At 71.7% G+C, this 25,564-nt stretch carries 24 protein-coding genes; 15 read left to right on the forward strand and 9 right to left on the reverse strand.

Features of this window, described 5'->3' with window-relative positions:
* Positions 1-30: 30 nt before the first annotated feature.
* The 11 genes from BLT62_RS03675 to BLT62_RS03725 all read left to right on the forward strand — a co-directional run bounded on the left by BLT62_RS03675 (position 31) and on the right by BLT62_RS03725 (position 11,211).
* On the forward strand, positions 31-726 hold the full coding sequence (locus BLT62_RS03675; RefSeq protein WP_083362846.1) for an SAM-dependent methyltransferase: 696 nt from the start codon (positions 31-33) through the stop codon (positions 724-726).
* 39 nt (positions 727-765) lie between these two features.
* Positions 766-1,719, forward strand: a complete 954-nt coding sequence (locus BLT62_RS03680; RefSeq protein WP_083362847.1) for an L-lactate dehydrogenase — start codon at positions 766-768, stop codon at positions 1,717-1,719.
* A 10-nt stretch (positions 1,720-1,729) separates the two neighbouring features.
* Positions 1,730-2,218 carry an NUDIX hydrolase gene (locus BLT62_RS03685; RefSeq protein WP_083362848.1) on the forward strand — a complete coding sequence of 163 codons (489 nt, stop codon included), beginning with the start codon at positions 1,730-1,732 and terminating at the stop codon, positions 2,216-2,218.
* Between the two features lie 21 nt (positions 2,219-2,239).
* Positions 2,240-3,235: an NAD-dependent epimerase/dehydratase family protein gene (locus BLT62_RS03690; protein ID WP_083362849.1), complete on the forward strand. Its 996-nt coding sequence runs from the start codon at positions 2,240-2,242 to the stop codon at positions 3,233-3,235.
* 286 nt (positions 3,236-3,521) lie between these two features.
* The gene (locus tag BLT62_RS03695) at positions 3,522-4,382 is read left to right on the forward strand and encodes an arginase family protein (protein WP_083365291.1); all 861 of its coding nucleotides are present in this window, start codon (positions 3,522-3,524) and stop codon (positions 4,380-4,382) included.
* Positions 4,383-4,591: 209 nt separating this feature from the next.
* Positions 4,592-5,659, forward strand: a complete 1,068-nt coding sequence (locus BLT62_RS03700) for a substrate-binding domain-containing protein (RefSeq protein ID WP_083362850.1) — start codon at positions 4,592-4,594, stop codon at positions 5,657-5,659.
* Positions 5,660-5,687: 28 nt separating this feature from the next.
* Positions 5,688-6,776: a mandelate racemase/muconate lactonizing enzyme family protein gene (locus tag BLT62_RS03705; protein WP_083362851.1), complete on the forward strand. Its 1,089-nt coding sequence runs from the start codon at positions 5,688-5,690 to the stop codon at positions 6,774-6,776.
* On the forward strand, positions 6,773-7,834 hold the full coding sequence (locus BLT62_RS03710) for an ABC transporter permease (protein WP_083362852.1): 1,062 nt from the start codon (positions 6,773-6,775) through the stop codon (positions 7,832-7,834). Before BLT62_RS03705 ends, BLT62_RS03710 begins: the two co-directional genes overlap by 4 nt.
* On the forward strand, positions 7,831-8,862 hold the full coding sequence (locus BLT62_RS03715) for an ABC transporter permease (protein WP_083362853.1): 1,032 nt from the start codon (positions 7,831-7,833) through the stop codon (positions 8,860-8,862). Before BLT62_RS03710 ends, BLT62_RS03715 begins: the two co-directional genes overlap by 4 nt.
* A 2-nt stretch (positions 8,863-8,864) precedes the next feature.
* Entirely contained in the window at positions 8,865-10,406 is a 1,542-nt protein-coding gene (locus BLT62_RS03720; RefSeq protein ID WP_156786228.1) for a sugar ABC transporter ATP-binding protein, read from the forward strand.
* 40 nt (positions 10,407-10,446) lie between these two features.
* Complete coding sequence (locus tag BLT62_RS03725) at positions 10,447-11,211, forward strand: GntR family transcriptional regulator (RefSeq protein WP_172829622.1); 765 nt, start codon at positions 10,447-10,449, stop codon at positions 11,209-11,211.
* A gap of 23 nt (positions 11,212-11,234) precedes the next feature.
* Here the strand turns inward: BLT62_RS03725 and BLT62_RS03730 are convergent, their stop codons facing one another.
* Positions 11,235-12,053 carry a dienelactone hydrolase family protein gene (locus tag BLT62_RS03730; protein WP_083362856.1) on the reverse strand — a complete coding sequence of 273 codons (819 nt, stop codon included), beginning with the start codon at positions 12,051-12,053 and terminating at the stop codon, positions 11,235-11,237.
* Positions 12,054-12,334: 281 nt separating this feature from the next.
* On the opposite strand from BLT62_RS03730, the gene BLT62_RS03735 reads away from it, so the two are divergent.
* Positions 12,335-12,898 (forward strand): SixA phosphatase family protein, encoded by a 564-nt coding sequence (locus BLT62_RS03735; RefSeq protein ID WP_083362857.1) that lies wholly within the window; start codon positions 12,335-12,337, stop codon positions 12,896-12,898.
* Here the strand turns inward: BLT62_RS03735 and hutI are convergent.
* A complete protein-coding gene (hutI, locus tag BLT62_RS03740; protein ID WP_083362858.1) occupies positions 12,895-14,097 on the reverse strand; it encodes an imidazolonepropionase in 1,203 nt (400 codons plus the stop codon). The genes BLT62_RS03735 and hutI overlap by 4 nt on opposite strands.
* 4 nt (positions 14,098-14,101) lie before the next feature.
* Complete coding sequence (gene hutU / locus BLT62_RS03745) at positions 14,102-15,781, reverse strand: urocanate hydratase (protein WP_083362859.1); 1,680 nt, start codon at positions 15,779-15,781, stop codon at positions 14,102-14,104.
* A gap of 213 nt (positions 15,782-15,994) precedes the next feature.
* Here hutU and BLT62_RS03750 point away from each other — a divergent pair, with 213 nt between their 5' ends.
* On the forward strand, positions 15,995-16,765 hold the full coding sequence (locus BLT62_RS03750) for an IclR family transcriptional regulator (RefSeq protein WP_083362860.1): 771 nt from the start codon (positions 15,995-15,997) through the stop codon (positions 16,763-16,765).
* A gap of 47 nt (positions 16,766-16,812) precedes the next feature.
* On the opposite strand, the gene BLT62_RS03755 is transcribed toward BLT62_RS03750, so the two are convergent.
* From BLT62_RS03755 to BLT62_RS03770, 4 genes are all read right to left on the reverse strand, one after another.
* Positions 16,813-18,462, reverse strand: coding sequence for a M23 family metallopeptidase (locus tag BLT62_RS03755; RefSeq protein ID WP_156786229.1), 1,650 nt, complete (start codon positions 18,460-18,462; stop codon positions 16,813-16,815).
* 147 nt (positions 18,463-18,609) lie between these two features.
* Positions 18,610-20,268 carry a histidine ammonia-lyase gene (gene hutH, locus BLT62_RS03760; protein WP_083362862.1) on the reverse strand — a complete coding sequence of 553 codons (1,659 nt, stop codon included), beginning with the start codon at positions 20,266-20,268 and terminating at the stop codon, positions 18,610-18,612.
* Between the two features lie 81 nt (positions 20,269-20,349).
* Positions 20,350-20,922: an antibiotic biosynthesis monooxygenase gene (locus BLT62_RS03765; RefSeq protein WP_083362863.1), complete on the reverse strand. Its 573-nt coding sequence runs from the start codon at positions 20,920-20,922 to the stop codon at positions 20,350-20,352.
* Positions 20,923-21,031: 109 nt separating this feature from the next.
* Positions 21,032-21,508: a MarR family winged helix-turn-helix transcriptional regulator gene (locus BLT62_RS03770; RefSeq protein WP_083362864.1), complete on the reverse strand. Its 477-nt coding sequence runs from the start codon at positions 21,506-21,508 to the stop codon at positions 21,032-21,034.
* Between the two features lie 150 nt (positions 21,509-21,658).
* Here BLT62_RS03770 and BLT62_RS03775 point away from each other — a divergent pair, with 150 nt between their 5' ends.
* Both BLT62_RS03775 and BLT62_RS03780 read left to right on the forward strand, forming a co-directional pair.
* Positions 21,659-22,879 (forward strand): MFS transporter, encoded by a 1,221-nt coding sequence (locus tag BLT62_RS03775; protein WP_083365292.1) that lies wholly within the window; start codon positions 21,659-21,661, stop codon positions 22,877-22,879.
* An 8-nt stretch (positions 22,880-22,887) separates the two neighbouring features.
* A complete protein-coding gene (locus BLT62_RS03780) occupies positions 22,888-23,733 on the forward strand; it encodes an aldo/keto reductase (RefSeq protein WP_083362865.1) in 846 nt (281 codons plus the stop codon).
* On the opposite strand, the gene BLT62_RS03785 is transcribed toward BLT62_RS03780, so the two are convergent.
* Positions 23,723-24,775 (reverse strand): alpha/beta hydrolase, encoded by a 1,053-nt coding sequence (locus tag BLT62_RS03785; RefSeq protein ID WP_172829623.1) that lies wholly within the window; start codon positions 24,773-24,775, stop codon positions 23,723-23,725. The genes BLT62_RS03780 and BLT62_RS03785 overlap by 11 nt on opposite strands.
* Positions 24,776-24,880: 105 nt before the next feature.
* Positions 24,881-25,408, reverse strand: a complete 528-nt coding sequence (locus tag BLT62_RS03790; protein ID WP_083362867.1) for a GNAT family N-acetyltransferase — start codon at positions 25,406-25,408, stop codon at positions 24,881-24,883.
* Positions 25,409-25,564: the final 156 nt, after the last annotated feature.

The following is a 25,564-nucleotide window of genomic DNA, read 5'->3' on the forward strand; positions in this document are numbered from 1 at the left end:
CGGGCAGACGACGGCAGCGATACTGGAGGGATGACGCACGACTTCGACAAGGCGTACTGGGAGCAGAAGCACCAGGACGAGAGCCACGCCAGCGAGTCGGCCGGCACCGGCGAGACGCCGCCGCATCCCTACCTCGCGGCGGAGACCGCCGGCCTGACCCCCGGCACGGCGCTGGACGCAGGGTGTGGCACCGGCGCCGAGGCGGTCTGGCTGGCCGCCAACGGCTGGCAGGTCACCGGCGCCGACATCTCGGACACGGCGCTCGCCCGGGCGGCGGCGCGGGCGGATGCCGCGGGCGTCACCGACACGGTGCGCTGGGTCCTGGCCGACCTCACCGCGTGGGAGCCGGAGCGGACGTTCGAGCTGATCACCAGCAGCTACACCCACCCGAACATCCCGCAGCTCGACTTCTACGAGCACATCGCCCGCTGGGTCGCGCCCGGCGGCACGCTGTTGATCATCGGGCACCTGCACGACGACGCCGCTGGACACGGGCACGGGCATGGCACTGAGCCCGCCGGCCACGAACACGGCGTCCACGAACACGGCGGCCACGACGAGAACCCGCCCGCCAAGGCGACGGTCACCCTCGCCGACATCCGGGAGCGCCTGGCATCCGCCGGCTGGGTCATCGAGACTGCCGAGGAGCACGACCGCACGCTGACGAGCCCGGGCGGCCGGGCGGTCTCGCTGCGCGATGTCGTGGTGCGCGCCCGCCGCGGCTGAACACTCGCGCGGCATCCGCTGCGGGGCAATACTGGGAGCATGACGCTCGCACGCAGCACCAAACTCACCGTTGTCGGAGCCGGCAGTGTCGGCTCCTCGCTGGCCTACGCGGCCCTCATCCGCGGCTCGGCCCGCGAGGTCGTGCTCTACGACATCGCCACCGCTCGGGTCGAGGCCGAGGTGCTCGACCTCGCGCACGGCACGCCGTTCACGGGCGCCTCCCGCATCACGGGGGGCAGCGACATCGAGGTGACCGCAGAGTCGGATGTCGTCGTCATCACCGCCGGCGCCAAGCAGCGGCCGGGGCAGACCCGGCTCGAGCTGGCCGGCGTCAACGTCGGGATCCTCGCGCAGATGATGCCGCGGCTGGCCGAGCTCTCCCCGAACGCGGTGTTCGTGCTGGTGACCAACCCGTGCGACGTGCTGACCGCCGTCGCCGAGCGCATCACTGACCTGCCGCCCGGGCGCATCTTCAGCTCGGGCACCGTGCTCGACTCCGCCCGGCTGCGCTGGCTCGTGGCCGAGTCGGCGGGCGTGGCCCCGCAGAGCGTGCACGCGCTGATCGTCGGCGAGCACGGTGACACCGAGTTCCCGCTGTGGTCCACGGCGACCATCGGGCAGACCCCGCTGAGCGAATGGACGGATGCCGCGGGCGCCCTGCTGTTCCCGCGCGAGCGGCTCGAGACTCTCACCCACGATGTCGTCAACGCCGCGTACAAGATCATCGAGGGCAAGGGCGCGACGAACTACGCCATCGGCCTCTCCGGCGCCCGCATCGTGGAGGCCGTGCTCAAGGACGAGCGCCGCATCCTCCCCGTCTCCAGCGTGCTGCACGGCTTCCGGGGCATCGACGGCGTCGCCCTCAGCCTGCCGTCCATCGTCGGGGCGGGCGGCGTGCACCGGGTGCTCGACATGCCGCTCGACGCCCGCGAGGAGCAGCTGCTGCAGAACTCGGCGGAGGCCCTGCGCGCCTCCATCGCGCTCTTCTCCTAGGCTGCTGGGCATGGCCACCCCCGACTTCGTGCTCACCCTCCGCGAGAAGATCGGCACCGCGCCGCTCTGGTTGAGCGGGGCGACCGCCGTCGTGCTGCGCGGCGACCCGGCATCCGGCAGCCAGCAGGTGCTGCTCGTGCGCCGCGCCGACAACGGCGCCTGGACGCCGGTGACCGGCATCATCGACCCCGCTGAGGAGCCGGCGGATGCCGCGGCGCGCGAGGTGCTCGAGGAGGCGGGCGTCGTCGCCGAGGTGGAGCGGCTCGCCTGGGTGCAGGCGCTGCCGGAGCGCGCCTACACGAACGGCGACCGGGCGGCCTACCTCGACCTGGTGTTCCGCTGCCGCTGGGTGAGCGGCGAGCCGCACCCCGCCGACGGCGAGAACACCGAGGCGGCCTGGTTCGCGCTCGACGCTCTGCCGGAGATCTCGGCGAACATGCGGCAGCGCATCGCCGAGGCGCTGCAGCCCGACGGCCCCACCCGCTTCAACCGCAGCTAGCCCGGCCGACAGGGGGACCCGATGCGCATCTTGATTCTGGGCGGCACCGCCTGGCTCGGCCGCGAGATCGCCGGGCAGGCCCTGGCGCGCGGGCACGCGGTGGCCTGCCTGGCTCGCGGCGAATCCGGCGAGGTGCCTTCCGGTGCGGAGCTGATCGCGACCGATCGCGCTCTGCCCGACGCGTACGCGCCCGCCGCGACCCGGCAGTGGGACGCCGTGGTCGAGCTCTCCTGGCAGCCCGGTTTCGTGCGCTCCGCCCTGGCCGCGCTGGGCGGGCAGGCCGGCCACTGGACGCTCATCTCCTCGACCAGCGTCTACGCCACGGCCGCCGAGCCCGGCGCCGACGAGTCGGCCGAGCCGCTGGCGGCGCTCGACGGGGATCACGCCACCCGGGCCGAGTACGGCGAGGCCAAGGCGGCGGCGGAACTCGCCTCCCGTGCCGTGCTGGAGGACCGCCTGCTCATCGTGCGGCCGGGGGTGATCGGCGGCCCCGGCGACGAGACCGGGCGCAGCGGCGCCTGGGCGGCCCGTGCGGCGCGGGCGCCGGACGAGCCGATGCTGGTCGCCGCCGAGGCGTCGCTGCCGACCCAGGTCGTCGACGTGCGCGACCTCGCCGCGTTCGTCCTCGACTCGGCAGAGCGCGGGAGCGTCGGAACCGTCAACGCGGTGGGCCCGGTCGTGCCGCTGGGGGAGTGGATCGACCTCAGCCGTCGGGCCGGCGGGCACCGCGCCGGCACGGTCGCGGCGTCATCAGCGTGGCTCCGCGCGCAGGGCGTCGAGCAGTTCATGGGCGAGGAATCGCTGGCACTCTGGCTGGCCGACCCCGACTTCGCCGGCTTCTCTGCCCGCTCCGGCCACGCGGCCGTCTCCGCCGGGCTCCGCCATCGCCCCCGCGCCGCGCTGCTGGCCGACGTGTTGAGCTGGGAGCGCGCGCAGGGGCTCGACCGCCCACGGAGGGCCGGGCTGAGCGCCGCGCGCGAATCCGAGCTGCTGCGCCTGCTCGCCGCCGAACACTGAGGTTCCGCGCCTCCCGCGCCTTATCGACTACGCGAAAAGTGCGCCACGATGCGGGCCTTGGCGCACTTTTCGCGCAGTCGATTCCCGCATCCCCCGCCCGCGCGCCGTGGCGGTCCGGCGTCTGGCCGCACAGACTGCGCGCCGCGCGGATGCCTGTCGCGCCGGCATCCGGATTGCTAACGTCGAGGCTGTGACGACGTTGACACCACACCCCGACCACCAGCCCGTTCTGCCGCACGACCCGCTCTGGCCGCGCCTGGGCGGCTGGCCGGCGCCGGAGGCGCTCATGCCCGGCGCCCACATCGACCTGGCGATCGTCGGGCTGCCGGCCTGGCGCACCTCGCTGTCCACCACGAACGCGGGGGAGACGCCCGACGCGATCCGCGCCGTGCTGCCGCGCTACTCCGACGCGCTCATCGCCGACCGGGGCGTGCGCGGGGAGCCCCGCAGCATCGCCGACCTCACGATCGTCGACCTGGGCAACGTGCACGAGCCGGACGGCCCGGCGGGGGAGAAGCGCGCGCTCGCCGCCCTCGCCCGGGCCGCCGGGCTGGCCGACATGGTGGTCGCCCTCGGCGGCGACAACTCCGTGACCGTCTCCGCCGCGCTCGGCGTCTGGGGTGAGCAGCTGCCGAGCGCCGGGCTCATCACACTGGACGCCCACTACGACCTGCGCGACGGCGTGAACAACGGCTCGCCCGTGCGGCGGCTGGTGGAGGCGGGCCTGGCCGGCACCCGGATCGTGCAGATCGGCATCGCCGACTTCGCGAACTCGCGCCGCTACGCCGAGAGGGCCCGCGACTACGGCATCACCGTCGTGCACCGCGACGAGTTGCACCGCCGCCCGATGGCCGACGTCATGGCCGAGGCTCTCGACATCGCCGGCGCGGCCGGCGGCCCCGTGCACGTCGACCTGGACGTGGACGTCTGCGACCGCTCCGTGGCGCCGGGCTGCCCGGCCTCCGTGCCCGGAGGCATCTCGGCGTACGAGCTGCGCCAAGCGGCCCGCGCGGCCGGCGCCGACGCCCGGGTGCGTTCCCTCGACATCGCCGAGGTCGACGCGACGGCGGATGCCGCGGACGGCCGCACCGTGCGCCTGGCCGCGCTCTGCGTGCTCGAAGTCGCAGCCGGGCTCGCCCTGCGCTGATTCGCCCTGCGGCCAAGAGGCCGCGCTCTGGCGCCCCGTTGCTCGACGCCCCGCACGCCGGCGCCGCTCACGCCGATCACCCCCGTGCGCCGCGCACGGGGGTGATCGGTGTGACTGCGGCCGCTATTTGACACCAGCGAGGTTTTCGGTGAAACTCGGATTTGATAGATCCTATTGGATCTTTACTTTCTCAGAGTGGAGGGAACCGGATGTTTTTTCGCACCAAGACCGTTCGAGGGCTGTTTGCAGCCACCGCAATCGCAGCGCTCGCGCTTTCAACCGCGGGATGCACCAGCAAGTCCGACGGCAGCACTGACCCAGGAGCCGCAGCCGGTGGTGAGCTGAGCTCCATCAAGGTCGCGCTGGTTCCCGGCGGCTCGCACCCCTACTTCCAGCCGTGGGCCGAGGCGGGCGAACAGGCCGCCACTGACTTCGGTCTGGGCGGCGCGACGGTCAACGAGACCGCCGAGTGGGACCAGGCCAAGCAGAACGAGGTGCTGAACTCGCTGGCGGCGCAGGGCTACAACTCCTTCGGAATCTTCGGCGTCTCGCCCACCGACATCAACACGACCTTCGCCTCCCTCAAGAAGCAGGGCTTCGCCGTCGGATCGCTCGGCTCCTGCCCGGCCGGCGACACGAACGAGGCCGACTTCTGCCTCTCCACCGACACCGAGGTCGCCGCATACAAGGCCGCCCAGGCCGCGATCGAGGCGATGGGCAACACCGGCACGCTGGTGCACCTCACCGGAAACAACGTTGACGCGAACACCCAGCGTCGCATCAAGGGCGTCGAGAAGGCCGTCGCCGAGACGAACGGCGCTGTCACGCTGTTCCCCGCCGTCACCGACATCGACAAGGACCTCTCCACCGCGCAGAAGGCCGTCGCCGACCTGCTCGCCGCCAAGGGCAGTGAGATCAACGGCTTCGTCTCGACGGCGTACAACCCGGCCGTCGCCTCGGCCTCGGCCGTCAAGGCCTCCGGCCTGCCGATCGTCGTCGTGGCGATCGATGACGACAAGGCCATCCTCGACGGGATCAAGGACGGCTCCGTCTCGGCGACCGTCGTACAGAACCCCGTCGGCCAGGCCTACGTCGGCTCCTGGGTGCTCGCCCAGCTGCAGACGGGCACCTGCACCATGAAGACGCCCGGCGTCACGGTCGACTCCGGCTCCTTCGTCGTGACCTCGGCGAATGCGGCCACGTACGCGGAGGAACAGTCCGCTGCCTCGGACCAGATCATGGACGCCTTCGCCAACGACCTGCTCACCTGCAACTAAGAATCAAGAAACACGGGTATTCGACACCATGACAACGATTGCTGCCGCACGCGCCTGGCTCATTGACCTCGAGGTCGAGACGCTGCGTACCGACGCCGTGCAGAGTTTCATCAAGCAAGAGACGATCTTCGTAGAGATCGATGACGCCGATGGGCGCACCGGTGTCGGATACTCGTACACGATCGGGACGGGTGGTCGCGCAGTGCTTTCGATGCTGCGCGACCACCTCATCCCGCGCCTGGTCGGGCTCGACAGCCGCAACATCGAGGCCATCTGGGGCTCGTTGTTCTGGTCGACGCACTCGACCACCGTCGGCGCCATCACGTCGCTCGCGCTGGCCGCGGTCGACACCGCGCTGTGGGACCTCAAGGGCAAGCGCACCAGCGAGCCGCTCTGGCGCATGGCCGGCGGCTTCCGCCGCGAGGTGCCGCTCTACGACACCGAGGGCGGCTGGCTGCACCTCAGCACCGACGACCTCGTCGCCGGCGCACTCGAATCGAAGAGCAAGGGCCTGCGCGGCGTCAAGCTCAAGGTGGGCAAGCCCTCCATCGCCGAGGACCGCGACCGGCTGCTCGCGGTGCGCGCCGCCGTTGGCCCCGAGATGCACATCATGGTCGACGCCAACCAGTCGATGACCGCCTCCGAGGCCATCCGTCGGGCGGCGGCCTTCACCGACGCCGACCTGTTCTGGCTCGAGGAGCCCCTGCCCGCAGACGACGTCAGCGGGCACGCCCGGCTGGCCGCCTCGACCAGCATCCCCATCGCTGTCGGCGAGTCGATGTACTCCGTGGCCCAGTTCCGCGACTACCTGCACCGCGGTGCAGCCGGCATCGTGCAGGTCGACGTCGCGAGGATCGGCGGAATCACGCCGTGGCTCAAGGTGGCGCACCTGGCCGAGGCCTACAACACCGTGGTCTGCCCGCACTTCCTCATGGAGCTGCACGTGAGCCTCGTCGCCGCGATCCCGAACGGCGAGTACGTCGAGCACATCCCTCAGCTGCGCGGCATCACCCACAGCCCGATGCAGATCGTGGACGGTCTCGCCGTCGCCCCAGAGACGCCGGGCCTCGGCATCGACTGGAACCGGGACGAGATCGACAACCGGAGGGTGTCATGAGCGGCCGCACGCGTGTGACCCGGCTGGCGGCCGACCAGCGCGTCGGCCTCATCGTGCTCATCCTCGTGCTCGTCGCGGCGATCGGCACGGCGAAGCCGATGTTCTTCTCCACCCAGTTCATCATCGCCCCGATGCTCACGAGCATCGCGATCTTCACCGTCGTCGGGCTCGCCCAGATGATGGTGCTCTCGGTCGGCCAGATGAACCTCGCGGTCGGCGGCATGGCGGCGGCCGGCGCAATGGTCGCCGGCATCGCCTACCAGGCGCTCGGCGTCCCGCTCATCGTCGGCCTCGTCATCGGCCTCGCCGCGAGCGGACTGATCGGCGCGGTGTGCGGGCTCCTGGTCGCCAAGGCCGGGGTCAACTCCTTCGTCGTCACGCTGGCGATGAGCTTCGCGCTGCTCGGGCTCGTCCCCAGCACCTATGCCTGGGTGAGCCCGGGCGCGGCGATCACGGTCGACACCCCGGGCCTGGCCGAGCTGGGCCGCGCGACGACCGCCGATCTCTGCATCGGCGACGTCTGCGGGCCGGAGGGCATCCCGCTCATCCTGTTCATCGCGCTGGCCGCGATGGCCGTCATCTGGTTCCTGTTCGCCCGCATGCGCGTCGGGCGGGAGACCCTGCTCACCGGATCGAGCGAGAAGGCGGCACTGCTCTCGTCGATCCCGGTGGCTCGGCGCATCGTCACCGTGCACACCCTCTCCGGCGTGCTGGCAGGCCTGGCCGGCTTCATGCTCGGCGCGAGCACGGGCTCCTTCACGCCGGGCATCGGCCAGGAGTTCATGCTGCAGTCCTTCCTCGGCCCGATCCTGGGCGGAACCCTGCTGGCCGGCGGCTACGTCTCGGTCATCGGCACGTTCTTGGGCATCGCGCTCACCGTGGTGATCCGGCAGGGGCTCCTGCTCTTCGGCGTGGGCATCGAGGGCCTGAACATCCTGCTCGGGTCGATCCTCTTGATCGCACTGTCCTTTGACCGAGTTCGGGATGCCGTCGGCAAACGCTCCGCACTCGGCGCCGCTCGGCGGCCAGAACCTGTTATTGAGGAGGAGGCACGATGAACAACGCCAGCCTTGCGCGCGTCCTGCACAGCCCCAACACCCCCCTGGCCATCGTCGTCGTCCTCGGCGTGGCCGTGCTCACGGTGCAGTCCGGCGGGAGCTTCCTCTCGCCGATCTCCGTGCAGACCTTCTTCCAGTTCCTCGCGATCCCCATCGTGATCGGGCTGGCCCAGATGGCCACGCTCGCCGTCGGCCAGCTCAACCTCGCGGTGGGGGCGATCGGCGGGTTCTCCGCCTGCCTCGCGGCGATCTTCATGGCGGACTTCGGCCTGCCCGGCTGGCTCGGCGGCATCGCCGCGATCCTCATAGGCCTGGCCTGCGGTTTCGCCAACGGCCTGCTGGTCGTCTTCACCCGCATCAACGGCTTCGTCGTGACGCTGGCCACGATGACGATCCTGAGCGGTGCCCAGTACGCGCTCGTCGGAACCCGCACCATCACCGCGGATGCCTGGCCAGAGCTCCAGGCCATCGGCCGGGCGCAGCCGCTCGGCATCCCGCTGATCTTCTGGATCGCCGTGGCCATCGCCGTGGTGCTCGCCATCGTCTACCGGCACGCCCTGCTCGCCCGCGACATGCTGGCCAGCGGCGGCAACCCGCTCGCGGCCACCCTGAGCGGAATCTCGAACAACCGCAGCCTCGTTGCGGCGCACGCCCTGTCCGGTCTGCTCTGCGGCTTCGCGGCGCTCATCGTGCTCGCCTCGCTGCCCGGGGCCAACAAGTCCGTCGGCGGTGACTGGCTGCTCTCGAGCTTCGCCGCCCCGATCATCGGCGGCGTGTCGCTGGTCGGCGGGACCGTCGCGGTGCTCGGCACCGTGCTCGCGGCGACAATCGTCCGCCTCGTCGACAGCGCCCGCGCCGCCTTCCAGCTCGACCCGAGCTGGGTGAACTTCGTGATCGGCGCCGTCGTGCTGGGGACCGTGGCGTTCGACCGAGTTCGCGCCCGCCGTCAGTCCGGTGCGCAGCGTCGCCAGAGCAAGACCCCGGATGCGCCGCCCACCGCCGCCGTCCGTGCCGTTGAAGGAGCATGACCATGGCTACGAGCCCATACGCCCTTGAGGTCAGAGGGATCACGAAGAGCTTCCCCGGCGTTCGCGCCCTCGACAACGTCAATCTGCGCCTGAAGCCCGGCGAGGTGCACGCCCTCCTCGGCGAGAACGGGGCAGGCAAGTCCACGCTGATCAAGATCCTGACCGGCATCCAGCCCGCCGACTCCGGATCAATCCTTGTCCGCGGCCAGGAGCGCACCTTCCAGTCCGCCCACGCGGCCACGATGGCCGGCATCGGGGTCGTGCACCAGGAGCGCAACGTCATCGCCGACTTCACCGTCGCCGAGAACATCGTGCTCGGCAACACCCCCCGGCTCCGCGGCGGGCGGGTCGACTGGAAGGCCGTCGACTCCGGCGCCAAGCGCGTGCTGGACATGCTCGACTTCCCGATCGATCCCAGCATGCCGACACGCCTGCTCTCCTCCGCCCAGACGCAACTGGTTGAGATCGCGCGCGGCCTGTACGCGGACAGCGCCGTGCTCCTGCTCGACGAGCCGACCGCCTCCATCAGCGAGGCGGAGTCGACGCTGCTGTTCGACGTCGTGCACCGCCTCACCGCGCAGGGGCGGGCGATCCTCTTCGTCAGCCACAAGCTCGAAGAGGTCTTCGCGCACTGTGACACTGTCACGGTGTTCCGGGATGGCCGGTCGGTCGCCGAGTCGGAACCGCTCTCGGCGTACACCCGCGACAGCATCGTCGACCTGCTCGTCGGGCGCACGCTCAGCAAGCTCGACGTGCCGGAGCGCTCGCCCGATGTTTCGGGAACGCCGGCCCTGGAACTCGTCGGCGTCGACACGGCGACGGGGCACCACGGCATCGACCTGAACGTGCACTCCGGCGAGATCCTCGGGCTCTACGGCCTCGTTGGCGCAGGGCGGACGGAGCTGGCCCGGGCCGTTCTCGGCCTCGACCAGATCACCTCCGGTGACCTCAAGGTCAACGGCACGCCCGCTGTCATCCGCTCGGTTGGGGATGCCCTCGAACGATTCGGGATCGGCTACGTCACCGAGGACCGCAAAGCCGAGGGGCTCTTCCTCGACCAGACGGTGGCCAAGAACCTCACGGTGACGATTCTGAAGAAGCTCTCCAACGGGCTGGGCGTCGTGCGGGAGAAGGCGGCGCGCCAGGCCGCCGACGACTACATTTCGTCGCTCGACATCAAGGTGGCCTCGCGCGACCAACTCGTCGGAACGCTCTCTGGCGGAAACCAGCAGAAGGTCTCGCTGGGCAAGTGGCTGGCCGCGAAGACCGAGATTCTCATCATCGACGAGCCGACCGTCGGCATCGACGTGCGCACGAAGGGCGCCTTCTACACGCTGATCTGGCAGCTGGCCCTCGAGGGCAAGGCCGTCATCGTGATCTCGAGTGACCTGGCCGAGATGGTCACCCTCGTCGACCGCATCGCAGTGATGCAGGACTTCGCGATCACGGGAGAGGTCGTCAACACCCACGACTACGAGCAGATGAGCAAGGCCGTCATCCGGCTCATCCACGAGGAACAGCCCGCTCCGGCCGGTGGGCGATGAGTGTCGCGGCCCGCCAGCCCCGTCTGGCACACTGATGAGCATGCCAGCCCCTGGACCGAACCGCATCGCGCGCAGCGTCTTGTCTGACGAGACATATTTTGTGATCCGCGACATGCTGCTCGACCATCGCATCGCACCGGGGCAACGCGTCAACATCGAGGCGCTCGCCGCCGATCTCGGCGTCTCGCCCACGCCCGTTCGGGAGGCGCTCGCCCGGCTGGAATCGGACGGCCTCGTCGTCAAGACGCCGTTGCGCGGGTACTCATCGACCCAGCTGCTCGGGGTGCGCGAGTTCACCGAGCTGTCGCAGTTCCGCGACCTCATCGAGCCGTGGACGGCCGCGCAGGCTGCCCGCAGCATCGACGAGGCCGGCATCGAGGCCATCCGCGACGAGCTCGCGAATGCGCGCGCCGCCATCCTGCGCGAAGCGGATGGGGCGGGCAGCTACGCCGCGCTGACCGAGCACGACGCGCGATTCCACTCGCTGATCGCGCGGCTGGCCGGCAACGAGCTCATGGTCCAGGCCTTCGAGCGCACCCACTTCCACCTGCACTTCCTGCGGCTCTACATGGCCTCCCTCGCGCAGACCTCCAGGCCGGAGGACGAGGCGCGGCTCATAGCGAATGCGTTCGGCGACTACTACCGCAGCGACGGTGGTTCGCTGGCCCTCGACGAGCACACCGCCATCGCAGAGGCGATCATCGAACATCGGGCCGAGGATGCCGCCCGGCTCATCCGTGAGCACATCGAGTCATCGCAGCGGCGCTTCGAACCCGTCGTCGCGCTGCTCGAGCGCGAGGGATGACGGCGCGCTGAGGGCCCCGGCCCTCAGCCGCCCGCGGGCGTGAGGCGCTCGCGCAGGAACGCGACGACCCGCTCCCGGGCGAGCAGCGCCGGGTGGCCCGGCGTCTCGCGCAGCTCGGTGGTGAGCACCGAGTGCGCGCCGCTCGGGAATCCGGTGGGGTTGCCCGGCGAGGAGTCCAGGGTGATCACCTCGAAGGCGTCGCCGAGGCGCTGCTTCAGCGTGCGGAATCGGGCGCCGCGCGAGACGGCGTCGTTGCTGAAGCGCAGGCCCAGGGCGCAGAGCTCGCCGGATGCCGCGCGCTCGGCCACCCGGTCGAACTCGGCCGCGCTCATCCCCGGGTCGGCGCGCCGCCGCGCGCCGAGGGGGAACGGCACAGACGGCTGGCTGGCGACCGCGGCCAGCACGGTGTCGTCGACGGCGGCGGCCAGCGCGAAGCCCCCGCTGAAGCACATGCCGATCACGCCGACCCCGCTGCCCGGGGTCCGGGCCGCGAGCTCGGCCGCCACCGCGCGCAGGTAGCCGGTGATCGGGCGCCGGGCGTTCACCGCGAACGCGCGGAACTCGGCAGAGACGCACAGCCGCGCCACGATCGGAAGCACGGTGCCCGTCGTCGCGGCCCGGCCCGGCTCGCCGAACGGCGACGGCACGACGACCGTGAAACCCTCGCCGACGAGGTGCTCGGCCAGGCCCAGCACCTCGGGGGTGATGCCGGGAATCTCGGGGATCAGCACGACCCCCGGGCCGGCACCCTTCTCGAAGCAGTCGTGGCTGAGGCCGGCGCCCGAGAACGGGCGTTTCACCCAGCCGTCGAGCGTGGCGGTCGGTGCATGCTGTGACGTCATCGGGCTCCTCGGCAGGACGGGACGGGCGGGGCAGGGCGGGGCAGGGCGGGCAGCGGCAGGCTGCGCCGCTCCGACACAGTCTGGCCCGCCCTGGCCTGCAGAACGACGAGTGACGCGGTGCCGGCAGAAAAAACAGGAGCAGACGGGAGCGGCGCGGATATGCGGCCCCGCTCCGCTCTCCTCCTGTTTTTTCGCGGCACCTATTCACAGCAGAGCGCGCCGATTATGGGGTGACGGGGCGGGGCTGGCTGTGTAGTCTCGGCGGTGGAAGCGGGGCCATCATGAAGACGCTCATACTTGTTCGACACGCCAAATCGAGCTGGGACGAACCCAGCCTCGTCGATGAGGCCCGCCCGTTGAACAAACGGGGCCGCCACGACGCACCGGAGATGGGCCGCCGCCTGCTCGCCCGGGGCGTCGTCCCCGAGACCATCCTGGCCAGCCCCGCCGTCCGCGCCCGCACGACCGCCGAGCTGATCGCCCTCGAGATCGGCGCCGAGGACGCCGTCGTCATCGACCACCGGCTCTACGCGACGAGCGCCTCCGGCATGCTCGCGGTCATCCGCGAGCAGGATGACGCGATCGACAGCCTGATGGTGGTCGGCCACGATCCGGAGATGAGCGATCTGGCCCACCGCTTCTCGCCGCTGTCACCGCCGATGGTCACCTGCGCCGTGCTCGAGCTGCAGTTCGACCGGGACAGCTGGACGGGCATCGAGCCGTCCGGCCTCAGCTCCAAGCACTTCGACTCACCGAAGGCGGGCGAGAAGGCCGGGGTGGGCGCAGAGGCACACGCCGGGGCGGGTGCCGAGCAGGCGCCGCGGCCCGGCTCGCGCGCCGACTAGGCGACGAGCACGCCGTCCTTCCACACCCGCTCGACCAGCGGGACCCCGGGCCGGTAGGCGAGGTGCACGTAGCTCGGCGCGCGCAGTTGCACCAGGTCGGCCCGCGCGCCGACGCCGAGCCGGCCGACATCCGTGCGCCGCAGGGCCGCGGCCCCGCCGGCCGTCGCCGCCCACAGCGCCTCGGCCGGGGTCAGGCCCATGTCGCGCACGGCGACCGCGATGCAGAACGGCATCGAGGAGGTGAAGCTCGAGCCGGGGTTGGTGTCGCAGGCGATGGCGACCGTCACGCCGGCGTCGAGCAGCCGGCGGCCGCTCGGGTACGGCTGCCTGGTCGAGAACTCGACGCCGGGCAGCAGGGTCGCGACCGTGCCGGAGCCGGCCAGTGCGGCGACATCCTCGTCGCTCAGGTAGGTGCAGTGGTCGACGGATGCCGCCCCCAGCTCGACCGCGAGCCGCACCCCGTCGCCCGGCCCCAGCTGGCTGGCGTGCACCCGCGGCAGCAGCCCGGCGGCGATGCCGGCCGAGAGGACGCGGCGGCTCTGCTCCACCGTGAACGCGCCCGTCTCGCAGAACACGTCCACCCACTTCGCGTTCGGCGCGCAGGCGGTCAGCATCGGGCCGACGACCAGGTCCACGTACTCGTCGGAGCGGCCGGCGTACTCGGCAGGCACGACGTGCGCGCCGAGGAAGGTGACCTCGTCGGTGGCCTCGGCGGCCAACCGGACGAGCCGTTCCTCGCTCTCGACCGAGAGGCCGTAGCCGCTCTTGATCTCCACGGTGGTCGTGCCCTGCGCCCGCAGCTCGGCGATGAACCCGGCCAGGCGGGCGCGCAGCTCCTCGTCTGTGGCTGCCCGGGTCGCGGCGACCGTCGAGCGGATGCCGCCGGCCTCATAGCTCCGGCCGGCCATCCGAGCCTCGAACTCGGCGGCCCGGTCCCCGCCGAACACGAGGTGGCTGTGGCTGTCGACGAACCCCGGGATCACGCAGGCGCCGCCCGCGCTCAGCCGTGCGAGCGCCGACAGCGGGCCGAGGCCGAGCTCGGCGATGGCGGCGGCCGCGTCCACGGCCGCCCCGACCCAGGCCACCCGGCCGTCGGTCACGAGCAGGGCGGCATCCGTCAGCTCGCCGGTCGCGCCAGTGCCGAGGCTCGGGTCGTTCGTGACCAGCAGGCCGATGTCGCTGAGCAGTGTCGTCGTCATGGCCCTAGCCTTCCAGCATGGGCACGCGGAGGCCCCGCTCCGCGGCCACCTCGACGGCGCGCGGGTAGCCGGCGTCGACGTGGCGCATCACCCCGGTGCCCGGGTCGTTCACCAGCACGCGGGCGATCTTCTCCGCGGCGAGGTCGGTGCCATCGGCGACGATCACCTGGCCGGCGTGGATGGAGCGGCCGATGCCGACGCCGCCGCCGTGGTGGATGGACACCCAGGTGGCCCCGGACGCCGTGTTCAGCAGCGCGTTCAGCAGGGGCCAGTCTGCGATGGCGTCCGAGCCGTCGGCCATGGCCTCGGTCTCGCGATACGGCGAGGCGACGGAACCGGAGTCGAGGTGGTCGCGGCCGATCACGATCGGTGCGCTCAGCTCGCCCGAGGCGACCATCTCGTTGAACTTGAGCCCGGCCAGGTGCCTCTCCTTGTAGCCGAGCCAGCAGATGCGGGCGGGCAGGCCCTCGAACTGCACCTTCTCTCCGGCGGCGGTGATCCAGCGCTTGAGGTGCTCGTCCGCCGGGAACAGCTCGAGGATCGCCTTGTCGGTCGCGGCGATGTCGGCCGGGTCGCCGGAGAGCGCCGCCCAGCGGAATGGCCCCTTGCCCTCGGCGAACAGCGGGCGGATGTAGGCGGGCACGAATCCGGGGAAGGCGAAGGCGCGCTCGTAGCCGCCGAGCTCGGCCTCCGCGCGGATCGAGTTGCCGTAGTCGAAGACCTCGGCGCCGGCATCCTGGAACTCGACCATCGCCTGCACCTGCTTGGCCATCGACGCCCGGGCGCGGGTGGTGAACTCCTCGGGTGCGGATGCCGCCAGCTCCCGCCAGTCGTCGACGGAGACGCCCTCTGGCAGGTAGGCGAGCGGGTCGTGCGCACTGGTCTGGTCGGTGACGATGTCGATCGGCACCCTGCGCGCCAGCAGCTCGGTGAACACGGTCGCCGCATTGCCGACGAGGCCGACGCTCAGCGCGCGGCGCTCGGACTTGGCGGCGAGCACCCGGGCGATGGCATCGTCGATGTCGGCGGTCATCTCGTCGAGGTAGCCCTTGGCGACGCGGCGCTGCAGCCGGGTGGCGTCGACGTCCACGATCAGCACGACGCCCTCGTTCATGGTGACGGCGAGCGGCTGTGCGCCGCCCATCCCTCCGCAGCCCCCGGTCAGGGTGAGCGTGCCGGCGAGGCTGCTGGTGTGCGGGTCGTCGCCGCGGGCCGTCGCGAGCTTGGCCGCGATCGCCGCGAACGTCTCGTAGGTGCCCTGCAGGATGCCCTGGGTGCCGATGTAGATCCAGGAACCGGCCGTCATCTGTCCGTACATGGTCAGGCCGAGCGCCTCGAGCCGGCGGAACTCCGGCCACGTCGCCCAGTCTCCGACGAGGTTGGAGTTGGCGATGAGCACTCTCGGGGCCCACTCGTGCGTGCGGAACACCCCGACCGGCTTGCCGGACTGCACCAGCAGCGTCTCGTCGGAGTCGAGGCTCTCAAGCGTGCGGACGATGGCGTCGTAGGCCTCCCAGCTGCGCGCCGCCTTGCCGGTGCCGCCGTAGACGACGAGCTCGTCCGGGTGCTCGGCGACCTCGGGGTCGAGGTTGTTCATCAGCATCCGCAGCGGCCCCTCGGTCTGCCAGCTCTTGGCGCTGAGGGCCGTGCCGCGGGCGGCGCGGACGATACGGGGTCCTGACATGGTGCACTCCTTCGTGGTGGGGCGGCCGTGGTTGAGCCGGTCCGTCCCGTTGCCTGGGCCGGGCTCTCCCGCTGGTTGAGCCTGTCGAAACCCCTCACTACCGATTCGACACCGAACGGATGCCGCGTACAACGCGCACCGGCTAGCCTGTGTCTGTAATCACAGACGTGTTGCGACGCAGACGCGCGGGCCCCGGCCCACGGAAGGAGCCCGATGGTCTCGAGCAAGGTGCCCGCCGCCGACCACACGCTGCGGATCCTCTCGTTCCTCTCGACGCAGCGCGGCCCCGTCGCCGCGGCGACGATCGCCGCCGCCCTCGACATCCCGCGCTCGAGCATCTACCACCTGCTGGCGGTGCTCACCCAGCACGGCTTCGTGCTGCACCTGCCGGAGGCCAAGCGCTACGGGCTCGGGCCGGCCGCGTTCGAGCTGAGCGGCGGCTTCTCTCGCCAGGAACCACTCACCCGCATCGGCCAGCCGCTGCTCGCCGGTCTCGTCGACCGGGTGGGCGAGAGCGGGCACCTCGTCGTGCTGCACGGCCGCGACGTGCTCTACATCGCCGAGGAGCGCGCGCCGCGCCGCCCGCGACTCGTCACCGACGTCGGCATCCGCCTGCCCGCCCACCTCACCGCCAGCGGGCGGGCCATGCTGGCCACCCTGCCGCCGGCGCAGCTGCGCGCCCTGTACCCGGATGCCGCGGCTTTCGTCGACCGCAACGGGCAGCCGCCGCACAGCTACGGCGAGCTCAAGCAGTTGCTGCACGCCGTGCGCGAGCGCGGCTACGCCATCGAGGACAGCGCCGTCACCCAGGACTTCGCCTCGATCGCCGTCGCCGTGCGTGACCACGTCGGCTGGCCTGCAGCCGGGATCGCGCTCACCTTTCCAGAAGATGCCGTCGCGCCGGGGCGCTGGCCGAAACTCGCCGCGCAGATCGGCGAGGTCGCGGAGGAGCTGGCCCGCCGCATCCGCGGCTCCGCCCGCTGACCCCGGGCACTGACCCCGCCCGCTGACCCCGGGCGCTGGCGCCTGGGTCAGCCGACGGTGACGCCGCGAGCGGCGAGGAACGGGATGGGGTCGGTGCGCACGCCGTCGATGGCGACCTCGAAGTGCAGGTGGCAGCCGGTGGAGACTCCCGTGCTGCCGGACAATCCGATCGCCTCTCCGGCCGCAACGGCCTGGCCGACGACCACGGCGATGCCGCCGTCGACGAGGTGCGCGTAGCTGGTGGTGACGCCGTTGCCGTGGTCGATCACGATGCGGTTGCCGAGCCCTGAGAACGCGCCAGCGGCGCTGACCGTGCCAGCGGATGCCGCCACGATCCACGCGTTGCAGCCGGTGCCGATGTCGACGGCGTAGTGGAACGGGCCAGCGCCGGCCGGCCTCTCGGGCCGCGGGCCGAAGGTGTCGGTGATCGGGCCTGAGCCCGGCGCTGTCCATGCCGCGTCGATCAGCCGGCCGTCGTCGAGGGGAGCCGGCGGCAGTGCAGCGACCTGCGTGGCCGCGGCTCCGGCCACCCGGAGTGCGGCGACGGCGGCCGTCGCGGCCGTGACCGCGGCCTCGGCCGCCTCCAGCTCGGTGCGCGCCTCGTCGAGCGGGAGCTGCCCAGCGGCAGTGAAGGCCTGGTCTGCGTGGGCGCGGGCGGCCACGGCGCGGTCATGGTCGCGGTCAGCGCGGGCCGCGAGCACCTCGGGGTCTACGCTCTGGCTGTTGAGCCGTTCGACCGTCGAGAGTTCGCCCAGGAGTGCCTCTTCCGACGAGTCACCGAAGAGCACATCGAGCGGGCTCACGCCCTGCCGCGGGGAGCCGGTCGGCCGCATCGCCTGCACCAGGAGCCGGGTGGAGGTGTCTGCCACGGCCTCCGCCGTGGTCGCGGCATCGGCCAGAGCGGTGGCGGCCAGCAGCGCGGCGTCGTACTCGGACTGCACGAAGTTGTAGCGGGCCTGGGCCCTCGTCAGCTCCGACTTGCTCTTCGCGAGCACCAGCGAGGCGCGGCTCATCGCGGCCGAATTGCGTGTCGCCGCGAGGCGGGCGACGGCCAGGCCGGTGTTCGCGGGCGTCGTCACGGTGAGCCGGGGCGGTGTCGGTCGAACGCCGGGCACCGGGCGCGGGGTCGTTGTCGGGGTCGTCGTCGGGGTCGCCGTGGGCGTGGGCGTCGGCGTCACCGTGGGTGTGGGCGTCGGCGTCGGCGTCGGCGTCACGGTGGGCGTGGGCGTCGGCGTGGGAATGGGAGTGGGCGACGGCGTCGGAGTGGGAGTGGGGGTCGGCGTCGGCGTCGGCGTCGGCGTCGACGTGGGTGTCGGAGTCGCGGTCGGTGTCGGCACGGGCGTCACCGCCGGCGCGGGCGTCACGGTCGGAGTCGTGACCGGAGTCGGTGCCGGCGTGGCTGTCGGGTCCGGCGTGGCTGCTGGAGGGGGCGTGGCCGCTGGTGTCGCCGTCGGATCCACCGCCGTGGGCGTGGGCCCTGGATCTGTCGGGGCCGGGCCGGCCGGGTCGCTGACCGCGGCGCTCTCCTGGCTGGCCGCGAGGTCGGCAGCCTCCAGGGACTGGTCGTCGGCACTCGCGGTGGACGTCGCGCCGGCGATCGCGAGGGCCATCGTCAGCGTGAGCGCGATGGCTGACCGGTTCCGCCGCCCAGGGCGGCCCGGGTCCAATCCAGGGTCGTTCGCGAAGCGCAGTGTCATGACAGAAACCATCCATATTCGGGTTATGGACAGCCGGCCGAGAGGTCAGCCCCGTCAGTCTGTCACCCAGATGGGGCGCGCACAATGGCTTGGCGCAATTGTGGTCGTGCGCGGGTGGGCGGGCGCGGGCCCCGCCAGCATGCCGATCTAGGCGAGCGGGCCGGTCACCGCGCTCGCGGAATCCAGCACGCGCCCGCTCTGCACCAGCTCGACGACGGCCTCGATCTCGGGGGACAGGTAACGGTCCTGGCCGGGGCCGCCCGATGCGGCGTTGACGAGCAGGGTCACGGCGCCGGTCGCGGCACCGGGGGTGAGCGGGGCGCGCAGGGCGAGGCCGCGCGCCGCGGTGAGCAGTTCGATGGCGAGCACCCGGCCGAGCCCGTCGATGGAACGTCGCAGCTTGCGGGCGGCGGCCCAGCCCATCGACACGTGGTCCTCCTGCATGGCCGAGCTCGGGATCGAGTCCACGGATGCCGGCACGGCCAGCCTCTTCATCTCGCTCACGATGCCGGCCGCCGTGTACTGGGCGATCATGAGGCCGGAGTCGACGCCGACCTCGTGTGCGAGGAACGGCGGCAGGCCCTGGTTGCGGGCCCGGTCGAGGAAGCGGTCGGTGCGGCGCTCGCTCATGCTGGCCACGTCGGCGGCCGCGATGGCGAGGAAATCGAGCACATAGGCGACGGGGGCGCCGTGGAAGTTGCCGTTGGACTCCACCCGGCCGTCGAGGGTGAGCACCGGGTTGTCCACGGCGCTGGCCAGCTCGGCGTGCGCGACGTTCGTGGCGTGGGCGACGGTGTCGCGGGCCGCGCCGTGCACGATGGGGGCGCAGCGCAGCGAGTAGGCGTCCTGCACGCGCGTGCACTCCGGCCCCTTGTGGCTCGCGACGATCGGCGAGCCGGCCAGGATCGTGCGGAAGTTCGCGGCGGAGAGGGCCTGCCCGGCCTGCGGCCGGAGCTTGTGCAGATCGGCGGCGAAGACGGCGTCCGTGCCCATCAGCCCCTCGACACTCATCGAGGCGGCGATGTCGGCGGTCTGCAACAGCGCGCCGAGATCGTGGATCGCGAGCGAGAGCATGCCGAGCATGCCGTCGGTGCCGTTGATGAGGGCCAGGCCCTCCTTCTCGCCCAGCTGCAGCGGGGCGATGCCGGCCTGGGAGAGGGCGGATGCCGCGCTCATCAGAATTTCGTCGTCTGAGTCGTTGCCGGCCGACGCGATGGTTGGGTCCGGGATTCCCGTTGTCGAGAGTGCCTGGTTCTGGGCTGCCGCCTTGCGAAGGCCAGATTCGCTGGCGCGAATCTCACCTTCGCCCATGGCCACCAGCGCGCAGTGCGCGAGCGGGGCGAGGTCGCCAGAGCAGCCGAGCGAGCCGTACTCGCGCACGACCGGGGTGATGCCGGCGTTCAGGACGGCGGCGTAGGTCTCGGCGGTGACCCGGCGCACACCGGTGCGGCCGGTCATCAGGGTGCTGAGGCGCAGCAGCATGAGCGCTCGCACGACCTCCCGCTCGACCTCGGCGCCGGAGCCGGCCGCGTGCGAGCGGACGAGGCTGACCTGCAGCTGGGCACGCCGGTCGGCCTCGATGTACGTCGTGGCGAGGGCGCCGAAGCCTGTCGAGATGCCGTAGTGCGCGGCCGGGTCGGCGGCCAGGTCGTCGATGATGGCGCGGCTGGCGGCGACGGCGTCCAGCGCGGCCGGGTCGAGCACGATCTGCGCGTTGTGCCGGGCGACGGCCACGACCTCCGCGATGCTGAGCGGCCCCTGGCCGACGGTCACGGTGCTGGCGGCGGAGGGTGCTGAGATGCTCATGATTCCAGTGCACAGCACGCCGGTCGGCCCGGCAACGCGAGACGGGGTTCTGCCGTCTGTAATGCCAGACAGGCGCGCGCTCTAGCGCCGCGGCTCCAGCCAAGGCCGGAGCAGCCGGGTCACGGCCGGGAGCATCAGGTACGTCATGATCGGCGTGAGGCAGAGCGTCGTGATGAGCGCGCGCAGTGCAAGGGGGAGGTCGTCCCAGCCGGGAACCAGCCAGGCGGTCAGATAGGCGAAGACGACGTTCAGCGGGAAGAAGCCGAGCCAGATGGTCGTGGCCTGCTTCCAACGCGGCGGCACGGGCGTGCTGCCGCCCGAGTGCTCGACGGTGACCACGGTGGGCTCGTCGAACCAGCCCTCGATGCCGGTGCGCCGCTCGGTCTTCTGCTCGTGCGCGAAGCCGCTGCCGCTCTCCAGCCACCAGGCACGCTCGGGGGATTGTTCCCAGCGCAGCAGCGCGGCGTCATCCGCGAATCGGTAGAGCATGTGCCAGGTCGTGGAGCTCGCTCCGGCGCGCACCCAGCCGGAGCCGAGGAAGCCGGGGTACTGGGTGGCGAGATTGATGCCGGTCTGCATCCACGCCGTCGCCTCCGCGATGCGCGCCGGGTCGACGGTGCGCTCGATCGAGACGGTGATGGGGGTTGTCGTCATGAGTCAAGCTCAACACACTCATGTGTCGGCAATGTGACGGGGCGGCGCGTTGGGCGCCGGCTCCGGCGACGCCGGTGGCGGGTGAAAACGGCCGCAGGCGTGGGAGGCCTCAGGCGGGGACGATCTCTGCCGTCGGGTCGAGCGCGGGGTAGAGGGCGTCGAGCGCGTCGACGAGCGGCGCGAGCTCCGGCACCTGCCTGGCCTCCTCGACGGCGGCGTGGAGGGTCGCCTCGTGGGTGGGGCGTGCCTTCTCGAGCAGCGCCTGGCCGGCCGCGGTGAGCTCGGTGTAGATGCCGCGGCGGTCGTCGGCGCAGAGGATCCGCGTGAGCAGCCCGCGGTCTTCGAGGCGGGTGACCAGCCGGGTGGTCGCACTGCTGGAGAGCGCGGTCGCTCGGGCGAGCTGCTGCATGCGCATGTGCCAGCCATCCTGGCGGCTCAGTGCGTCGAGCACGGTGAACTCGACGACCGAGAGCTGGTGCTCACCCTGGAGCGCCTTCTCGAGAGCGGATTCAATGATTCCGTGCACCGCGGCGAGCGCGCGCCACCCCTGGGCTCGGATCTCAACGGCGTCGTCGGCGATGCCCATCGGTGCTCCTTCCTGGTGCGGTCACTGCGTATGCGAAAACCATACCAGCTTGCGCAGATATAACGCGTGTGCAAGCATTTAGGGAGCGTCTGCAACTACTGCGCACGCAGATAGTTGCAGACGCATCAAACAATGAAGGAGAACCACCTCGTGCCCCTCGCGCTGTATGCACTGGCCATCGGCGGCTTCGCCATCGGGCTCACCGAGTTCGTGATCATGGGGCTCCTGCCCGAGGTCGCCGCGGACTTCGCCGTGTCCGAGACGGCCGCCGGATACCTCATCTCGGGCTACGCGCTGAGCGTGGCGCTCGGCGCCATCGCCCTCACCGCCATGCTGACCAGGGTCGACCGCAAGAAGGCCCTCCTCGGACTGATGGTCCTGTTCATCGCCGGCAACCTACTGTCGGCGCTCGCCCCCGACTACACCACGATGATGATCGGGCGCATCGTCGCCGCGCTCTGCCATGGGGCGTTCTTCGGAATCGGCGCGGTCGTCGCCGCGCAGCTCGTCGCCCCGAACAAGCGGGCGGCCGCCCTCTCGATCATGTTCGCCGGCCTCACCATCGCCAACGTCATGGGCGTGCCGCTCGGCACCCTGCTCGGTCAGGCGGCCGGCTGGCGGTCGACGTTCTGGGCCATCACGCTCATGGGCGTCCTCTCCTTCGCCGCGATCGCTCTGCTCGTGCCCGCGCGGACAGGGGCGGATGCCGCACGCAACCCCGACGGGCTGCGCGGGGAGTTCCGGGTGTTCCGCAGCCCGCAGGTCTGGCTGTCCATCGGCATCACCGTGCTCGGCTACGGCGGAATGTTCGGCGCGTTCACCTACATCGCCTTCACCCTCACCGAGGTGAGCGGATTCGTCGCTGCCAGCGTGCCCTGGCTGCTGATGCTCTTCGGCGCCGGACTCTTCGTCGGCAACATCATCGGGGGCCGCCTGGCAGACAAGAGCCTCGGGCTCACCCTGCTCGTCCTGCTCGTCGCGCTCACCGCGGTGCTCGCCGTCTTCGCCCTGACGGCCGGCAACCAGGCCATGACGCTGCTCTCGCTCGTGCTGATGGGCGGCTTCGGCTTCGCCACCGTCCCCGGGCTGCAGATGCGCGTCATGGCGCACGCCGCCGAGGCCCCGACGCTGGCGTCCTCCGCGAACATCGCCGCCTTCAACGTGGGCAACGCGCTCGGCGCCTGGGTCGGCGGGCTGACCCTCGCGGCCGGCCTCGGCTTCACCTCGCCCATCTGGGCCGGTGCCGTCGTGACCGTCGGCGGGCTCGCCGTCCTCCTCGTCGCGGCCTTCGCACCGGGTGGCGAGTTCAGGCGGCCGGCACGCACGCCCCGCGGCACCCCCACCCTGACCACCCCCGTTCCCACCCACTAGGAGAAACCATGCCCGCAACGACAACACTCGTGCCCACGCTCACGCTGAACAACGGCGTCGAAATTCCGCAGATCGGCTTCGGCGTCTTCCAGGTGCCGGATGACGCCACAGAGGCCGCGGTCAGCGCCGCGCTCGAGGCCGGCTACCGCAGCATCGACACCGCCTCGATCTACGGCAACGAGAAGGGCGTGGGGCGGGCGCTCGCCGCATCCGGAATCGCCCGCGACGAGCTCTTCGTCACCAGCAAGCTCTGGAACAGCGATCAGGGCGCCCCGGCCGCCGCGGCATTCGAGCGGAGCCTGGACGCGCTCGGCCTCGACCGGCTCGACCTCTTCCTCATTCACTGGCCGGCCCCCGCCAACGACCTCTATCTGCAGAGCTGGGAGGCCCTCGAGCTTCTGGCGGCGAGCGGCCGGAGCCGCGCGATCGGCGTCTCCAACTTCCTGCCGGAGCACCTCGAGCGCGTGATCGCGCTCGGCGGCACCGTGCCGGCCGTCAACCAGATCGAGCTGCACCCCGCGCTCCGACAGCGGGAGACCGCGGCGTTCAACACGGCGCACGGAATCGCAACGGAGGCGTGGAGCCCACTCGCCCAGGGCGGGATGCTCGCAGACCCGGAGATCGTCGGGCTCGCCCGGGCGCTCGGGCGCACCCCGGCGCAGCTCATCCTGCGCTGGCACCTGCAGCAGGGGCGGATCGCCATCCCCAAGTCGGTGACGCCCGCGCGTATCGCCGAGAACCTCGCCGTGTTCGACTTCGAGCTGGATGACGCGGCCATGGGCGCGATCGACGCGCTCGAGCCGGAGGGCGGTGCCGGCCGCGTCGGGCCGCACCCGGCCGAGTTCAACGGCTAGACCCCGGGCCGGCCCCACCGCTGAGCGCAGCTCGCTGGGGCGCGGCCCCGGCGAGCGCGTCGTGGAAGAACGCCGCGACGCGCTCGCGCATCGCAGCGTCGAGGATGCCGATGGAGTGGTCGTCGCCGGGAGCGGTGACGAGCTCCACGCCGACGCCGGCGGCAGCGAGGGCGGCGGCGAAGTTCTGCGACTGGGCCAGCGGGATGAACTCCGCGTCGGCGTGACCGATGAGGAACGGCGGGTCGCTCTGGTCGATGAACGTCGAGGGGGAGGCGTCCTCCGCCTGCGGGCAGAGCGCCCACTCCGCGCAGCCGAGGTACCGGCTGATGATGTCCTGCACGAGCGCGTTGCCGCCATCGCGCACCACGGCGGCCCGGCGCAGGTCGATCGGCGCCGAGAGCTCGGCGACCGCCGCGACCCGGCTGCCGCGGTCGAGCGGCCCGGTGCCGCGGGTGCCGAGCAGCGCGGCCAGGTTGCCGCCGGCCGAGCCGCCGAAGGCGCCCAGCCGTGCCGGGTCGATGCCGAAGCGCTCCGCATTGGCGGGGGCGCGCACCCAGCGGGCGGCGAGCTCGACGTCGTCGATCGCGGCGGGGAACAGGCTCTCCGGCACCAGCCGGTAGTTCAGCGAGTAGGCCACGAAGCCTTCGCTGGCCAGCCACTGGCAGACCGCGCGCCAGTCGGCGTTGGCCTTGTCGCCGCGCGCCCAGCTGCCGCCGTGAATGGAGAGCACCGCCGGCCGCTCGGTGCCGGCCTCGGCCGGCGCGCAGACGTCGAGGGTGAGCAGGGTGCCGTCGGCCCGCGTGCCGTACACCACGTCCTCGGTGACACGGATGTCGGTCGGGGCCGCGAAGGTGCGGATCCCGATGATCTCCGGCGTGACGAGCTCCGACGTCGTCGTGCCCGATTCCGGCTGGATCTCGTGCACCCCGATGTGGAAACCGCTGAGCAGGGCGGTGGCGAGCAGCCCGGTGCAGGCCGCGGCGAGCACGGCAAACGCCCGTGTGCGGCGCGAGCGGCCGACGAGGGCGGGCTTCGATTTCACTGATGCTCCGGGTGCGCAACGGTGCGAGGGGTGGTGGTGCGAGTGAGACGAGCGTAGGGCACCGGCGGGGGCGGCGCGAATCGGCCGCCGGGCCCGTCGTTTCGTCTACTCCCCGGCAAGCGGCTTCGCCAGGCAGATGCTGTGCGCCTCGCCGATGTATTGCCCGAACTGCGGGATCTCCCGGTAGCCGTGCTTGCCGTAGAGCGCGAGGGCGGAGGCGTGCAGATCGCCCGTCTCCAGCACCAGGCGGCGGATGCCGCGCTCCGCTGCATCCGCCTCGATCCGGCGCAGCAGGGCGCCGGCCACGCCCAGGCCGCGGGCGCGCTCGCCGACGAACATGCGCTTCAGCTCGGCGTCGCCGGGCCGGCCGCCGTCGGCATCCGGCTCCAGCGCGACGAGCGCCGCGAGGCCGAGCGCACGGCCGCCCTCGTCGCGGGCGACATAGACGCGCACACTCGAGCGCTCCAGTGCGTCGACGTCGAGCAGGAAGTTGCTCTCCGGCGGGTAGCCGAGGCTCCGGGCGTAGACCGTGCTCTGCTCGAGCAGCGCCAGCAGCTCGTCTTGGCGCGGTGCCTCGACGTCGATGCTCAGGGCGGGCCTGGGTGCGGTCGGGCGGAGTTCTGCTGTCGTCATGGCGCGAGCCTACGGGCGAGACGTTTCGGCGGGGTTTCGGGGCGATTGCTGGGCGCCCCGGGCCCGGCCCGGTCGGAGGGGTGCGCCGTTCAGGGCGACTTCTCAGCCGGCATCCGGTAATGTAGACAAGTCGGCTCTAGACACCGCATGTGTAAT

The organism is Microterricola viridarii (assembly GCF_900104895.1).
Lineage (GTDB): Bacteria > Actinomycetota > Actinomycetes > Actinomycetales > Microbacteriaceae > Microterricola > Microterricola viridarii.

Excerpts from the sequence above, each read along its gene's own strand:
- BLT62_RS03675 (WP_083362846.1), top strand. The coding sequence starts at position 31 with ATGACGCACGACTTCGACAAGGCGTACTGGGAGCAGAAGCACCAGGAC.
- BLT62_RS03680 (WP_083362847.1), top strand. The coding sequence starts at position 766 with ATGACGCTCGCACGCAGCACCAAACTCACCGTTGTCGGAGCCGGCAGT.
- BLT62_RS03685 (WP_083362848.1), top strand. The coding sequence starts at position 1,730 with ATGGCCACCCCCGACTTCGTGCTCACCCTCCGCGAGAAGATCGGCACC.
- BLT62_RS03690 (WP_083362849.1), top strand. The coding sequence starts at position 2,240 with ATGCGCATCTTGATTCTGGGCGGCACCGCCTGGCTCGGCCGCGAGATC.
- BLT62_RS03695 (WP_083365291.1), top strand. The coding sequence starts at position 3,522 with ATGCCCGGCGCCCACATCGACCTGGCGATCGTCGGGCTGCCGGCCTGG.
- BLT62_RS03700 (WP_083362850.1), top strand. The coding sequence starts at position 4,592 with ATGTTTTTTCGCACCAAGACCGTTCGAGGGCTGTTTGCAGCCACCGCA.
- BLT62_RS03705 (WP_083362851.1), top strand. The coding sequence starts at position 5,688 with ATGACAACGATTGCTGCCGCACGCGCCTGGCTCATTGACCTCGAGGTC.
- BLT62_RS03710 (WP_083362852.1), top strand. The coding sequence starts at position 6,773 with ATGAGCGGCCGCACGCGTGTGACCCGGCTGGCGGCCGACCAGCGCGTC.
- BLT62_RS03715 (WP_083362853.1), top strand. The coding sequence starts at position 7,831 with ATGAACAACGCCAGCCTTGCGCGCGTCCTGCACAGCCCCAACACCCCC.
- BLT62_RS03720 (WP_156786228.1), top strand. The coding sequence starts at position 8,865 with ATGGCTACGAGCCCATACGCCCTTGAGGTCAGAGGGATCACGAAGAGC.
- BLT62_RS03725 (WP_172829622.1), top strand. The coding sequence starts at position 10,447 with ATGCCAGCCCCTGGACCGAACCGCATCGCGCGCAGCGTCTTGTCTGAC.
- BLT62_RS03730 (WP_083362856.1), bottom strand. The coding sequence starts at position 12,053 with ATGACGTCACAGCATGCACCGACCGCCACGCTCGACGGCTGGGTGAAA.
- BLT62_RS03735 (WP_083362857.1), top strand. The coding sequence starts at position 12,335 with ATGAAGACGCTCATACTTGTTCGACACGCCAAATCGAGCTGGGACGAA.
- hutI (WP_083362858.1), bottom strand. The coding sequence starts at position 14,097 with ATGACGACGACACTGCTCAGCGACATCGGCCTGCTGGTCACGAACGAC.
- hutU (WP_083362859.1), bottom strand. The coding sequence starts at position 15,781 with ATGTCAGGACCCCGTATCGTCCGCGCCGCCCGCGGCACGGCCCTCAGC.
- BLT62_RS03750 (WP_083362860.1), top strand. The coding sequence starts at position 15,995 with ATGGTCTCGAGCAAGGTGCCCGCCGCCGACCACACGCTGCGGATCCTC.
- BLT62_RS03755 (WP_156786229.1), bottom strand. The coding sequence starts at position 18,462 with ATGACACTGCGCTTCGCGAACGACCCTGGATTGGACCCGGGCCGCCCT.
- hutH (WP_083362862.1), bottom strand. The coding sequence starts at position 20,268 with ATGAGCATCTCAGCACCCTCCGCCGCCAGCACCGTGACCGTCGGCCAG.
- BLT62_RS03765 (WP_083362863.1), bottom strand. The coding sequence starts at position 20,922 with ATGACGACAACCCCCATCACCGTCTCGATCGAGCGCACCGTCGACCCG.
- BLT62_RS03770 (WP_083362864.1), bottom strand. The coding sequence starts at position 21,508 with ATGGGCATCGCCGACGACGCCGTTGAGATCCGAGCCCAGGGGTGGCGC.
- BLT62_RS03780 (WP_083362865.1), top strand. The coding sequence starts at position 22,888 with ATGCCCGCAACGACAACACTCGTGCCCACGCTCACGCTGAACAACGGC.
- BLT62_RS03790 (WP_083362867.1), bottom strand. The coding sequence starts at position 25,408 with ATGACGACAGCAGAACTCCGCCCGACCGCACCCAGGCCCGCCCTGAGC.